This is a genomic window from Autumnicola aciditolerans (assembly GCF_041679265.1).
Classification (GTDB): domain Bacteria; phylum Bacteroidota; class Bacteroidia; order Flavobacteriales; family Flavobacteriaceae; genus Autumnicola.
This window is the reverse complement of sequence record NZ_JBGFSM010000004.1, coordinates 209,079-223,491: the sequence shown is the minus strand read 5'-3', so window position 1 is coordinate 223,491 and position 14,413 is coordinate 209,079. Positions and strand designations below refer to the sequence as shown.

The window sequence follows — 14,413 nt, the reverse complement described above, 5'->3', positions numbered from 1 at the left end:
TTTTGTTGTATTTCAACAACAAAAGTAACAAGAATAAAACTATCTATTAGAAAATATGAGTGCGTTCAACATGTTCTCTACAACTTTTTGTGAAGTGGCGTCCAGATTTTGGATACTATCCAGGTAGAATTTAAGTGCCTCTTCATTAAATTTTGTTCTTTCCGATACAAAATCGACCTCATATTCGGTAAAGGCTTCTTTTTTGATCTCTTTTTCGAATATTTTAATTAAGCTGTGGTGTCTTTTATCTTTTCTTATATTTTGAAAAAGGTCAGTTAAAATATCATGTTTTCCCTCCAGGACCTGGAAAAAATTACCTTCAGAATATAACAAAATGCCTGTAATTTGATGGCTGTTATTCCAATTTTTACTCCAGTTAAGCACTTCTTCAATATCCTCATCATTTAACTCCGGATTCGCGGTACTTACATAACATATGGCATGACTCATTTCAAAAACTTTATGGTTAGTCGTTCCGAAAATATAAAATTTTAGGAATTGTTCAAAAGGAAAAGTTCTATTTCATATTAATAGAGTTAGTAATATTTTCTAAAGTGGTCATGAAGAACCTTTTGTGAAGCACTGTAACCTCCCATTCCATGCACTCCGCCGCCGGGAGGTGTGGAAGATGAACAAATATAAACCCTTGGATCTGGAGTGGAATAGGGGGAGAGTCTGGTAACCGGCCTGTTGAACAGCTGGGTAATATCCTGGCTACCCCCGTTAATATCTCCGCCCACAAGGTTTGGATTAAAGTTTTCTAAAGCCCGAGTATTCATAGTAGATTTTGCCAGGATGCAATCTTTAAATCCAGGAGCGGCCTTTTCTATTTGCATTTCAATTTCTCTGGTGTAATCTCTTAGATTCCCATTTGGAACGTGACAATAAGCCCACGCCGTATGTTGATTGCCCGGAGCCCTAGTGGAATCAAAGATGGAATGCTGGGCAAGTAAAACATACGGATTTTTATTGGTACTGTGGTGATGTGTGGAATTTTCAGACCTTTCCAGTTCTTCCTGGCTGAACCCAAGGTGTACGGTGCCAGATTTCCTGCATTTTGGATTGGTCCAAGGGATGGGTTCACTCAGGGCCCAGTCCATTTTAAAAACTCCCGCGCCGTATTGATAGTTCTCCATTCTTCTCCGGTAAAGGGATGTAAATTTAGTTCCTTCTATTTCAAGGAGCTGTTTTGGTGTTAAATCAAACAGGTAGGCCTTTGCCTCTGGTAGATCCTTTATACTGGTCACTTTTTGATCTAAGTAGATCTCGCCATTTAAAGATTTATAGTAAGAAAGCATGGCTTCAATAAATTTGCCGGCACCTCCCTTAGGAAATGGCCAGCCATATTTATGGGCCATAGCTGTTAATACCAGACCAAAAGAAGAAGATGCAACGGCGGTTAATGGAAGGGTAGAGTGTGCTGCTGAACCATAGAAAAACACTTTTGTTTTTTCGTTTTTGAAATAATGATTAACCAGGTTATGGGCAGATGTAAAAGCCTTTATCCCAAATTTAGATAATTTAAGGGGATGCTTCGGCCACTTCAACGGGCCTAGCAGGTTGTTTTCAATTTTTGACCAGTCGTTTACAATGGGCTCAAAAAGATCTTTATATGCCTGTGCGTCTTCAGGAAATTGTGCTGCGGTCTTATCAAGATCATTGTAGCAGGAAAATGCAGAGCCGTCTGCAAATGGATGGGAATAGGGAATCTTGGGAAATATCCATTCCAGGCCATGGTTGTCCAGTGGCAATTCTCTTAGAAAAGGTGAAGCGTAGCCCAGCGGGAGAATTGCAGATCCAATGTCATGTTTAAAGCCCGGCAGGGTTACCTCTAGAGTTTTTGTGGCCCCTCCCGGAATGGACGCCTGTTCAAAAACAGCAGTTCTTAAACCTTTCTGCTGAAGTTGAATTGCTGCCGATAAACCATTTGATCCACTACCAATTATAATCGCGTCATAAGTACTATTCATTAAGGCAGCTGATTTTTATCCAGGTTACTCAAATATTCTTTAAAGGTTGTGGTGCCGTATGATTCACCAATCATGTCCCTGGTAGTAATGTACTTGAAATAATCCAGTTTGTCATGAAAATCCTCGAAGAATTTTGGCATGGCAAGCCCTGCATCTGCAACTATTTCCGGAATTTTAATGATGTTGCCGCCAATGGCTTCTTTTATCATTTCTGCCATTTCGAGCCGGGTATGTATTTTTGGCCCGCCAACTTCAATTAATTCCGGTCCGGAATCTACATAACGTATTACCACTTTGGCTAAATCTTTATGGTGTATGCTATTGGTTTTAGCGCTGCCATCTCCCACTACCGGGATCACATTACGTTTCGCCATAATGGCCAGATCATGAATTCCGGAGAAGAAACCTACCGGTCTAATAATAGTGTGCGGGATAGAAGACGCCCTTAGTTCCTGTTCAAAAAGCTTATGTGCATTGGCTACGGTATAGTCTTTATTGCTGTCTGCTCCTTTAATGGAAATGTAAACAAAGCGTTTTATATTATTCTTTTTGGCATCCTGGAGAAGGTTTTTGTTAGACTGATAATCTATCTCATAGAAGGATTCTTTGTTTGGCGTAAAAAGGCTTACACTATTGCCCAATGCCGAAACTACTGTATCTATTCCTGCTGAAATATTTTCAATTTTAGCAGGTTCTTTGCTGGCATCGGCCTGCCATATATCATTGCAGTATGGGGCAAGTTTTTTTGCTCCTTCATCAGATCTGGTAAGTACTCTAAGTTCATATCCCTTCTCGCTCATGAATTTTACAATTTCAAAGCCCAGGGCACCGGATGCCCCTGCGACTAAAATTTTCTTCCTTTCTTCCATATTGGCAATTTTAGAGGAAAAAATACATAGAAATTGTAGAAAAAATAAACAGAATGAAGTTGATTAACACATGTTTAGCTTGTGTTGAAGTTACAAAAAGGAATATGCTTAAAAGAAAAAACCCCGGTCATCACTCCGGGGTCATTCATCAATCAAAAAACGAACAGTTATTTTCATACCGGTCATCACTCCGGCACTAAACTGTTGTCATCTTAAATATCTTATCCTAAGTATGTTTTAAGAATCTTACTTCTGGAAGTATGTTTTAATCTTCTTATGGCTTTTTCTTTAATTTGCCTAACCCTTTCACGTGTAAGATCAAAAGTCTCGCCAATCTCTTCCAAAGTCATAGGATGTTGATCTCCCAGGCCAAAATAAAGTCGAATTACATCGGCTTCACGCGGAGTTAAAGTTTCCAAAGCCCTCTCAATCTCGGTTCTAAGGGACTCATGTAGTAATTCTTTGTCAGGATTTGGAGATTCCCCACTACGCAATACATCGTAAAGGTTGGAATCTTCACCTTCCACTAAAGGAGCATCCATAGATACATGACGACCGGAATTTTTCATAGATTCCTTAACGTCATTAATGGTCATGTCCAGTTCTTTGGCGATTTCTTCCGCACTCGGTGGGCGTTCGTGAGATTGCTCTAAGAAAGCAAAAGTTTTATTGATCTTGTTAATAGAACCAATCTTGTTCAACGGTAAACGCACAATTCGGGATTGCTCGGCAAGGGCCTGCAATATCGATTGGCGAATCCACCATACCGCGTAAGAAATGAATTTAAAACCTCGTGTTTCGTCAAAACGTTTCGCAGCTTTAATCAGTCCTAAATTACCTTCATTAATAAGGTCGGGCAGTGTTAATCCCTGATTTTGATATTGTTTTGCAACCGAAACCACAAAACGTAAATTCGCTTTGGTCAATTTTTCCAAAGCACGGTTATCACCCGCCTTTATTCGCTGAGCCAATTCCACCTCTTCATCGGCAGTAATTAAATCAACTTTACCAATTTCTTGCAAATACTTATCCAGCGAGGCAGTTTCACGATTTGTAACCTGCTTCGTAATTTTAAGTTGTCTCATCTATCTTCTCCTTGGATTTTAATATGAATAGCTCTTGTATTTGTTTATACGTAAGGAGTAGTCGTAATGTTACAAAAAAACTTAAAAATTTTTTATTGGCGTTGCCCTTCGGGCCGGGCTTTTCGCTACAAGTCCTCGCTGCCTGCAGCAGCTGTGGGCTTTTCGCTGCAATCCCTAACGCAAAGATTTTAAAGTTGAAAGTGAAAAGATTTAAAAATAGACCCTAGACTATAGTTCGGAGTTCATAGTTGGGGAATGGGATATTGCTGTTTGGTGAAAATTGTTATTTCCAGGCCTTATTCAAATGTCTTTTGAATGTCCGAAGTTTTAGTTCGGAGTAAGGGGAATGCCGGTTTTCTGCAGGCGAAATCTGCCATTTGAAATCTCTCAAAATATAAAAATATCCATTCAAAATTCAACATTTAGAATAAATCCGCTCCCCAACACTTTAAGAAGTGGGCGAAGGCCGGGATGATTGAAGTAAACAATAGTTTTTAGTTCGGAATTCGGGAAAAGCCGGTTTTGCCAGCTGGGAATTACCATTTTAGTGGTCTCATTCAAAATTCAAAATTTCTAATCCAAAATTTTATAAAGGTTTCCTCTGTGCTGAAAATTGCCGTTTCGGCTTGTCTTTCAAAATTCAACATTTTTAAATAAAAATGCCCCTAAATTTCTTCAGAGGCATATAATACTACACTATAAAATCCGGAAATTAATCGTCTTTTCTACGATCTCTTCCACGATCATTTCTTCCGCCACGGTTGTCCCTGGAGCCTCTGTTGTCACGACCCCTGTCGTTACGGTCATTATCTCTTGGGGGCCTGGCCTGGTATCCTTCCGGTTTATCAAGAAGTGCCTTACGGGAAACCTTCTCTTTTCTTGTTTTTGGATCTATACCAAAATATTTCACATCTATAACATCACCAATATTTAAAACATCTGTAACATTATCTGTACGTTCCCACGCAAGTTCAGAAATATGCAGTAAAACTTCGTTACCAGGGGCATCTAAATATTCCACCACTGCACCAAAATCCAATACTTTTATCACTTTCACTTCGTAAACGCTACCTTTTTCAGGTTTAAAAGTAATAGATTCGATTTTAGCAAGTACCTTATCAATGCCTTCCTGTTGTGTTCCAAGAATTTCAACAATTCCTTCTTCAGTAACAGGATCTTCGTTAATAACGATCTCTGTTTTAGTTTCTTTTTGTAGCTCCTGAATAACTTTTCCTCCCGGTCCAATTAAAGCTCCAATAAATTCATTAGGAATTCTTCTGGTGATAATTTTTGGAGAATGTGCTTTTACATTTTCGTTTGGCTGCGCAATGGTGTCAGTCAGTTTTTCAAGAATATGAAGTCTTCCTTCGCGGGCTTGTTTTAAAGCTTTTACTAAAATTTCATAGGAAAGACCTTTAATTTTAATATCCATCTGGCAGGCAGTAATCCCGTCTGCGGTTCCGGTTACTTTAAAGTCCATATCCCCAAGGTGATCTTCATCTCCAAGAATATCAGAAAGTACAGCGAAATCTTCCCCCTGGGAAATTAATCCCATCGCGATACCTGAAACAGGTTTTTTAAGCTGCACCCCAGAATCCATCAATGCCATTGTCCCCGCACAAACGGTAGCCATAGAAGACGATCCATTAGATTCCAAAACTTCAGAAACCACACGTACAGTATAAGGACAATCTGCAGGGATCATTCCTTTAAGCGCTCTTTGTGCCAGATTTCCATGGCCAATCTCGCGTCTTGAAGTACCTCTTATTGGGTAAGCTTCTCCGGTTGAAAATGGAGGAAAGTTATAATGTAAATAAAAGGTCTCTTCTCCCTGTTGGGTAGGTAAATCTACCTGGTTTGCTTCTCTTGAAGTTCCCAAAGTAACTGTTGCCAGCGCCTGTGTTTCTCCTCTTGTAAATATTGCTGAGCCATGAGTGGAAGGTAAATAATCTACCTCACACCATATTGGACGAATTTCGTTAGTCTTTCTTCCGTCCAGCCGGATTCCCTCTTTTAAGGTAAGGTCTCTCACGGCAGCCTTATGGGCCTTGTTAAAATAATTGCTAACAAGCGCAAGGTTTTCTTCCAGTTCTTCTTCAGTAAACAAGGCTTTTACTTCTTCTTTTAATTCTGAAAAAGCTTCAGAACGTTCTTTCTTCCCAAGCCCCTGTTTGGCGATATCATAAGCCTTTTGGTAAGTGGCCTCATGAACTTTTTTCTCAAGACTTTCGTCTTCTCTTGCAGTTTCGTATTCCCGGGTTTCTTTTTTACCAAATGCTTCGGCAAGCCTAACCTGTGCCTCACATTGTTTTTTAATTGCCTCGTGCGCAAATTTAATGGCCTCAGCCATTTCTTCTTCTGAACACTCATCAAACTGGCCCTCAACCATCATCACAGAATCTGCAGAAGCTCCCACCATAATATCCATATCTGCTTCTTTCAAAGCTTCACGGCTAGGGTTCAGTATAAATTCTCCATTTATTCTGGCTACTCTTGCTTCAGAAATAGGTGTTTCAAAAGGAATGTCAGATAATTGAATGGCTGCAGAAGCGGCAAGTCCTGCCAGTGCATCTGGCATCACCTCGTCGTCATGAGACATCAACTGGATCATCACCTGTGTTTCAAATTTGTAATCTTTAGGGAAAAGCGGGCGCAATACGCGGTCTACCAGTCTCATCACTAAAATTTCCTCGCTGCTTGGGCGAGCTTCCCTCTTAAAGTAACCACCCGGGAAAAGTCCTGCTGCCGCAAATTTTTCACGATAATCTAAGGTTAAAGGAAAGAAATCCATAGTGGTGGGAGTATAAGAAGATACCACGGTACAAAGTAGCATGGCATTTCCCATTTGTACAACAACCGACCCATGGGCCTGTTTTGCCAGTTTTCCGGTTTCGATGGAGATTTCTCTTCCGTCTCCAAGATCGATAACCTCTTTAAATGTCTTTGGAATCATAATGTTTTTTGAATTCTATATTATCCGGGATAAAGCCGGGATAATGTTAAACAATGGTCTCCGCCTTGCCCGGGCGGCCGGGATGTGATGTGTTGTTGTGTTGTGAAGTTAAGATAGACCAATGAAAAACTACCTCCTTACTTTCGCGATGAGGTGACAATTTGTAAATGTAAAAATGATGTTAGTATCACTTTCAATATATAAAAAAGGGGCGAAAAACGCCCCTGAAATTTATTTTCTTAATCCTAATTCCTGAATGATCGCACGATATCTCATGATATCTTTCTTCATCAGGTAATCAAGTAAACTTCTTCTTTTACCTACAAGCATAACAAGTGAACGCTCAGAATTATAATCTTTACGATTTCTCTTTAGGTGCTCAGAAAGGTGAGCTATACGGTAAGTGAATAGGGCAATTTGACCTTCGGCAGAACCCGTATCATTTTTACTCTGACCGTGTTTTTCGAAGATTTCTTCTTTTTTCTCTTTACTTAAATACATTCCAATATTAATTTTAATGATTTTTATGTATTGATAGTTTTTCTATCAGGCGGCAAATATACTACTTTAAAAATTATTACCTATAGATTACTGCAATTTTTAAATTAAGCTCTTACAGGCTGATTTTGAATAAGATCCAGGTAAAGGTTAATATGGTCTTTAAGCTCTGATCTTTTTACGATAAAATCCAGGAAACCATGTTCTTTTAAAAACTCGGCAGTCTGGAAGTCTTTAGGAAGGTCTTTTCCTGTAGTGTCTTTTACCACCCGCGGGCCGGCAAAACCAATTAGTGCGCCAGGTTCAGAAATATTAATGTCTCCCAGCATTGCAAAAGAAGCAGTGGTTCCTCCGGTGGTTGGATCTGTAGCTAAAGAGATATAAGGTATTTTCGCATCAGCCAGTTGTGCCAGCCTTACTGAAGTTTTAGCCATTTGCATTAAGGATAGTGCGGCTTCCATCATTCTTGCTCCCCCAGATTTTGAAATAATCATAAATGGAATTTTATGTTTAAGGGAATAGCCTGCGGCACGTGCAATTTTTTCCCCAACAACAGATCCCATAGAGCCTCCAATAAACCTAAAGTCCATACAGGCAATTACCAGGTCTTTGCCTTTGGATTTTCCAACTGCTGTGCGAACGGCGTCATTAAGGCCGGTTTTCTCCTGAGCGGCTTTTAATCTTTCAGAGTATTTTTTGGTGTCGGTAAACTCCAGCGGGTCTTTAGAGGTAATATTTTTGTCCAGTTCCTCAAATTCATTGTTGTCAAAGAGGATCTTAAAATATTCATTACTTCCAATCCTTACGTGGTATCCGTCCTCAGGACTTACATAGAAATTGCTTTCCAGTTGCTCTGCATCTACAATTTTTCCTGTAGGGGATTTATACCATAAACCTTTTGGTACGTCTTTTTTCTCTTCAGTTGGAGTTTGAATCCCTTTTTGTGTTCTCTTAAACCAAGCCATAGCTTTTAATTTTAATCTTCCGGGGCTGCATCGTCAACCGGAAAGTTTGGTCAAAAAAATAGCTGAAGTAGCTTTTAGTACTTCAGCTATTGTTAAAATTCTAGTTATAAAGTATTGATATTGTTTAAATCTTCGAAGGCTTTTTTAAGACGGGCCTTAAAAGTCAATTCTCCTTCTCTTACCCAAACTCTTGGATCGTAATGTTTCTTATTAGGTACATCTGCTCCTTCAGGATTTCCTATTTGTGCGGCAAGATAATCTTTCTTCTTGCCCATATAATCTCGAATTCCTTCAAGATAAGCATATTGAAGATCGGTGTCTATATTCATTTTAATTACCCCATATCCAATTCCCTCACGAATTTCTTCAACCGTAGAACCACTTCCGCCATGGAAAACAAAATCGATATGATTTTCTTTTAACCCATATTTTTCAGAAACAAATTCCTGTGAATTTTTAAGGATAACAGGAGTTAGTTTTACATTTCCTGGCTTGTATACTCCGTGAACATTTCCAAAGGCAGCTGCAATAGTAAATTGCGGGCTCACTTTGCTTAGTTCTTCATAAGCATAAGCTACTTCCTCAGGCTGGGTGTATAATTTGGAAGAATCTATCCCTGTATTATCCACGCCGTCTTCTTCGCCACCGGTAACGCCCAGTTCAATTTCCAGCGTCATGCCCATTTTGCTCATTCTTTCCAGATACTTTTTACAAAGCTTAATATTTTCTTCAATAGGCTCTTCAGAAAGGTCAATCATGTGCGAGCTGTAAAGGGGCTTTCCAAAATGCTCATAATGTTTTTCGCTGGCATCCAACAGCCCGTCAATCCAGGGCAATAATTTTTTTGCGCAGTGGTCTGTATGCAGGATTACGGTTGCCCCGTAAGCTTTTGCCAGTTCATGAATATGTTTTGCGCCGGCTACGGCACCTGCAACTGCAGCTTTCTGATTTTCATTAGAAAGGCCTTTCCCGGCGTTAAATTGGGCACCTCCATTGGAAAACTGAATGATTACAGGAGCATTTAATTCTGCCGCGGTTTCCATTACCGCATTGGCACTACTGGAACCAATAATGTTCACAGCAGGAAGGGCAAAGCCTTTTTCCTTAGCATATTTAAAGATTTCCTGAACTTCTTTTCCCGTGGCTACGCCTGGTTTAATGTTATGACTCATAATTTTAGTTAATTAGGCTTACAAAAATAAGAAAATAAGTTGGCTTAAAAAGGATAATTGATGCCTACATTGTAAACGGCATGATTGAAGTTATAGTTTTTAAACCACCTGTTACCTGCAGGAAGCGCGGGATTATAGGTTTTAAAGCCTATATCGAACCTTAAAACAAAGAAACTAAAGTCGTATCTAAGGCCAAATCCGCTGCCTACAGCTATTTCATCAAGGTCTGCCAGAGAGGTGAAGGTGGAAGCTTCATCTTCAACAATATCCAGTACATTCCAAATGTTCCCCACGTCTACAAAAAATGCGCTGTTCAATGCGCCAAATAGATTATAGCGGTATTCAAAATTAAAGGCCAGCTTCATATTAGCTTCATTAAATTCGCTTCTGCCACCGCTGCCGCCCGGCCCCAGGTCGTAAGCCTGCCATGCGCGGTTATCGTTAGGGCCTCCCGCAAAAAAACTGCGGGTAAAGGGGATGCTGTTGGCATTCCCGTAAGGAATGGCAATCCCTCCAAAAGCCCTCAAAGCAAAAATATTATCATGGCCTAAATCCCAGTGTTTTATAAAATCTACTTCCGGCTTTACATATTGCGAAAAAGCCACGCCCAGCATTTCGTAATTTCCATTCTCGTTTTTTGCAGCTCCTGTTATTCCTGCCACAGCCGAGAGAACATTGCCCGCGGTTTCTATTTTAAAGCGTAAACGGGAAAATTCTTCATCATATAAATTTTCCTTGGTGTTCCATAAATAGGTGAAGTTGCTGGCAAATATAAGGTTGTTCTCTGTTAATCTTCTTTTTCGTTCCCTGATGTTAATTACGTTTTGCCGCTGGTTATTGGTTAGGCCACTGGTGGTATTATCGTTATTGTTCACGGCCTCAATAAAATTCTCAGCCCCGGTGGGGATGGTCAGTTGTCCGCTGGTGTTTAAAAACAAAGGATCGGTAACCACGTTTGGCGATTGTACAATCTCATTCAACTCACTGTAGGAGTTGCGGTAAACGTTAAAGTAGTTGGCGGTATTCAGGTTACGGACGTATTGTACATTTATAAGATCCAGCCGGTTAGAAACCTGCCGGGAAGGGGTCCATTTATAATTAAGGGTAGAAGAAAAATTTTGCTTATCCAGCCCTATATTATTCTGGGTGCTTAAACCAAGGTTAAGGGTGGTGAATGGCGCCATATATTTAGGGATGAGCTTTTCGGTTTCAAAGGGAAGAAAAATTCGGGGGAAGATGAGATTTACATCTGCCCCAATTTCAGAAATGTCAAAAAAACGGTCTTCATCCCTGCTTGCCGCAGCATCTGTGGAGGAGCCTATGCTTCCACGTGCAGAAATTTCAAGATTCTCGGCACCGCCAAAAATATTCCTTATAAGCAGGGAACCTCCAAAACCTATCCCGAATTTTTGAATGTTGCTTTGGGAAATGTCAAAATCAAAACCCAGGGAATATTTTTGCTGTGGGGTTAAAAAGATATTTGCCACAAGAGCAGTATTGGTGGAATCTGCTGGATCTGGGGTGTACTGGATATTTGGGTATTTAAAGACTCTAAGGGAATTCAGCCGGCTATAGGTACGTGTCCTGGCAAGGTCACTGTAAATTCGCCCCGGCCGGATAAATACAGCGTCTATAATGGCTTTTGGCTTATATTCCATTTCACCAAAACTGTAGATGGTAAAATTACCAACCTGGGCACTGTCCGTTACTGGTTCATTTCGGTTGGCGTAGGTGTAGTCTGTAAAAACATTAACCTTGCTTATTTCATGTATTTTAAAGGGCACCCGGTAAGTGGAATCCCCCTGGCTGACCTGCTGATTATTGATAATTATTGTAGTGTTAACCTTGTGGTTCGTATCTATGGTATCGGCATCAAAACTAAGGTATTCCTGTTCAAAATTATAGACGCCATTGTTCCTGAAAAGCTGGGTAAGCCGGTCCCTTTCAGCATTAAAATCTAAAGTCCTGTACTGCTGGTTTTTTTTTATTTCAGATTCGGCACGATGGGTTTCATAGATTGAATCCAGCACCGGGGAATCTATATCGGTTTTAACAGAATCTACAATATAAGGTTTGTGGGTAGTTACATAATATTCAACCTGGGCCCTTTTTTCTTTTTTTTCCGAAGGGATAATATTATAATCGGTTTCCACATTAAACCAGCCATTGTTCCAGTACCAGGACTGAAGACGGTTAACAGATTTTTGGGTTTCCTCTTCATTTACAATTACAGGTGCTTCCCCAGTCCTTTTTAACCATTGATTAAATTCTACCCGGGAGTTAATATATTTGTCCAGCTGTTTTCTGGATAAAACTGCTTTTAATCTCTCCCTAGTTTGGGCATCCTGCAGTAAATTTGTGGTTAAGATAGAATCTATGTTGGGACGGGCAAGATTATAAAAATGAAGCTGAAGAGGTACTCCCAGAAATCTGGAATTTGGCTCCTGGTATAGCTGGTTGTAGATCCTGTTTTCTTTTATTTCCTCACCATTTAAAAATATACTGTTTTTGGTAAGTAGAGCTTCACCGGGTTCCACGCGTTTTACAGCATTACAGGAAACAAAGAGGTATAAGGTTAGTAAAAATAATGATATTTTTGCTGGGAGCTGTTTCAAATAGAGTTCATTAAAGTCTCAAAAATACATCTTTTGTATGGTTAGTAAAAACCAAATAAAGTTAATTAAAAGCCTCTCTCAAAAAAAGCAGAGACGGGCACACTCCCTCTTTGTAGCTGAAGGTAAAAAGACCATTTTAGAACTTTTAAATTCAAGCCTGGAACTAAACATGCTCTATTCTGAAGATGCCATTTTTGAGGTTTCTCCTGATAAATTTCTGAAATTGGAAAAAGGAGAATTAAAGAAAATTAGTTTCCTTAAAACCCCACAGAGTGCGCTTGCTTTATTCCGGATTCCTGAGCTTCCCATTCCCAATTATAATGGGGTGGTCCTGGTACTGGACGGGGTAAGGGACCCAGGGAACCTGGGAACAATTATCAGGCTTTGTGACTGGTTTGGAATAGCACAGCTGGTGTGTAGTGAAGATACGGTGGATTGTTATAACCCAAAAGTAGTACAGGCAACTATGGGGTCTATTGCCAGGATAAAAATTTCTTATGTAGATTTAAATGAATATCTAAGCGCGAGGCCGCAGGATCTCCCGGTTTTTGGAACTTTTATGAATGGTAAAAATATTTATGCAAATCCACTTCCGCAGAGGGCTATCCTTATTATGGGGAATGAAGCCAATGGAATTTCACCTGAGGTGGAAAATCTGGTAACAAAAAGGCTGGGCATCCCGCAATTTGGAAAGGACGCTTCTACCGAAAGTTTAAATGTGGCCACTGCGACTGCAATTTGCCTGAGTGAATTTAAGAGAACAGTATTTACTGAAAAGTGAAATTTAGGAAAATTGCCCTCGAACTCATTTTTTCCACATTTCCTGTATAGATGCTGTTGGGACTTTCATCCCGCACCAATTCGTCATTTATGGCAAATACGCCTCTTATGCTGGGTGTGAGTTTGAAATAATAAAGGTAAAGGTCTATTCCAAAGCCAAGTTCGTAGTAATAGGTGTTGGTCTTCATCCTAAACTGTCCCACGCTGTTATCATCAGGGTTGTTTTCGTTGCTGGAAAGATTTACTGAAGTGGAAAGTCCCCCAACTACAAAAGGCTTAAAATTATTTAACCGGTTTGCTGAGAATTTTAAAAGCAAGGGAATGTGAACATAAGTAGCGTTAATTTCCCTGAAGGTGGCGGCATCTGCTTTTATGGCCTGGAATCCTCGGGAATTAAAACTCACGCCCGGTTCCAGTCTTAAGTCCAGGTTGTTATTTAGCCTTAAATTTCCTACAAGACCCACGTTAAAACCAATTCGTCTTTCTACCCTAAAGTCCTGCCCGGTAACCGGGCTGGGGTTGTATTCTTTATAGTCAAAATTAAAATCGTAGCTGTTAAATCCCAGGAAGTATCCCCATGACCAGCGCTGTTGATCAAAATTTTCATTATTCAGCACCTGCTCTCCTGAAAATAACTGCGCCTGTGAAAATTGGCAGCAGCATAAGAAAAAAGTGATAATAAAAAGGTTTTTCATCTATATCTATATAAATTTTTTACCGCATAAAGACTTTTAAAATGCCGGTTATTAAATTTCCAGCATGTCTAAAGACAGGGATTATTTTGATGCAGCATAAATAGTGGCCACCCCAAAAGTTTGCGGTTTGTCTTCTACGTTTATAAACCCGTTTTTTTCTAAAATATTGTTGAAGGCTTTCCCATAAGGAAAACTGGCGGCGCTTTTACTTAAATAGGAGTAGGCATCCCTGTCTTTGGAAAATAATTTCCCAATAAGTGGTAAAACCATATTACTGTATAATTTATATCCCTGTTTAAAAGGAAATTTCTCGGGTACTGAAGTTTCCAGTACTACAAAAATTCCTCCAGGGGAAAGCACTCGGTAAATTTCAGCTAAGCCTTTATCCAGATTTTCAAAATTACGGACTCCAAAGGCAACGGTAATGGCATCAAAAGAATTATCTTCAAAAGGCAGTGCTTCAGAATCTCCCTGTACCATTTCAATTTTCTTTTGCAGATTTTTTTTAGCTATTTTCTTTCGCCCAACAGAAAGCATACCTTCAGATAAATCCAGGCCTACAATTTTATTAGCCCCGGTATTTGTCATTTTTATAGCCAGGTCTCCGGTGCCGGTGGCAATATCTAAAATGGTTTCTGGGTTATTGTTTTCTACAAGAGCCACTACTTTTCTTCTCCATTTCTCATCTGTTCCCAGGGAGATTACCCGGTTTAGGCCGTCATAATTTCCAGAAATTTTATCAAACATCTGCTCTACCTGCTTCTTTTTATTGAGGGTGGAGCCTTTATATGGAGTAATTTTCTTACTCATT

General features: G+C 39.8%; 12 protein-coding genes. 1 reads left to right on the top strand and 11 read right to left on the bottom strand.

All coding sequences use genetic code 11. The features are described 5' to 3' along the window. Positions 1–39 precede the first annotated feature (39 nt). From AB8M93_RS05750 to tamL, 9 genes are all read right to left on the bottom strand, one after another. Complete coding sequence (locus AB8M93_RS05750; protein WP_373056620.1) at positions 40–450, bottom strand: BLUF domain-containing protein; 411 nt, start codon at positions 448–450, stop codon at positions 40–42. A gap of 86 nt (positions 451–536) precedes the next feature. Then, positions 537–1,970: a phytoene desaturase family protein gene (locus AB8M93_RS05745; RefSeq protein ID WP_373056619.1), complete on the bottom strand. Its 1,434-nt coding sequence runs from the start codon at positions 1,968–1,970 to the stop codon at positions 537–539. After that, entirely contained in the window at positions 1,970–2,839 is an 870-nt protein-coding gene (locus AB8M93_RS05740) for an SDR family oxidoreductase (protein ID WP_373056618.1), read from the bottom strand. Before AB8M93_RS05740 ends, AB8M93_RS05745 begins: the two co-directional genes overlap by 1 nt. A gap of 221 nt (positions 2,840–3,060) precedes the next feature. Then, entirely contained in the window at positions 3,061–3,924 is an 864-nt protein-coding gene (locus tag AB8M93_RS05735) for a sigma-70 family RNA polymerase sigma factor (RefSeq protein ID WP_072552879.1), read from the bottom strand. 712 nt (positions 3,925–4,636) lie between these two features. Next, positions 4,637–6,877, bottom strand: a complete 2,241-nt coding sequence (locus AB8M93_RS05730; RefSeq protein WP_373056617.1) for a polyribonucleotide nucleotidyltransferase — start codon at positions 6,875–6,877, stop codon at positions 4,637–4,639. 231 nt (positions 6,878–7,108) lie between these two features. Further along, positions 7,109–7,378, bottom strand: a complete 270-nt coding sequence (gene rpsO, locus AB8M93_RS05725) for a 30S ribosomal protein S15 (RefSeq protein ID WP_373056616.1) — start codon at positions 7,376–7,378, stop codon at positions 7,109–7,111. A 104-nt stretch (positions 7,379–7,482) separates the two neighbouring features. Further along, positions 7,483–8,340 carry an acetyl-CoA carboxylase, carboxyltransferase subunit beta gene (accD, locus tag AB8M93_RS05720; protein WP_373056615.1) on the bottom strand — a complete coding sequence of 286 codons (858 nt, stop codon included), beginning with the start codon at positions 8,338–8,340 and terminating at the stop codon, positions 7,483–7,485. 104 nt (positions 8,341–8,444) lie between these two features. Then, entirely contained in the window at positions 8,445–9,512 is a 1,068-nt protein-coding gene (fbaA, locus tag AB8M93_RS05715; protein WP_373056614.1) for a class II fructose-bisphosphate aldolase, read from the bottom strand. A gap of 44 nt (positions 9,513–9,556) precedes the next feature. After that, positions 9,557–12,127, bottom strand: coding sequence for a translocation and assembly module lipoprotein TamL (gene tamL / locus AB8M93_RS05710; RefSeq protein ID WP_373056613.1), 2,571 nt, complete (start codon positions 12,125–12,127; stop codon positions 9,557–9,559). A gap of 37 nt (positions 12,128–12,164) precedes the next feature. Between tamL and AB8M93_RS05705 the strand changes: the two genes are divergently transcribed. Continuing rightward, entirely contained in the window at positions 12,165–12,908 is a 744-nt protein-coding gene (locus AB8M93_RS05705) for an RNA methyltransferase (RefSeq protein WP_373056612.1), read from the top strand. Here AB8M93_RS05705 and porT read toward each other — a convergent pair. Both porT and ubiE read right to left on the bottom strand, forming a co-directional pair. After that, a complete protein-coding gene (gene porT, locus AB8M93_RS05700; protein ID WP_373056611.1) occupies positions 12,895–13,602 on the bottom strand; it encodes a type IX secretion/gliding motility protein PorT/SprT in 708 nt (235 codons plus the stop codon). The genes AB8M93_RS05705 and porT overlap by 14 nt on opposite strands. Before the next feature lie 81 nt (positions 13,603–13,683). Further along, on the bottom strand, positions 13,684–14,412 hold the full coding sequence (ubiE, locus tag AB8M93_RS05695; protein WP_373056610.1) for a bifunctional demethylmenaquinone methyltransferase/2-methoxy-6-polyprenyl-1,4-benzoquinol methylase UbiE: 729 nt from the start codon (positions 14,410–14,412) through the stop codon (positions 13,684–13,686). Position 14,413: the final 1 nt, after the last annotated feature.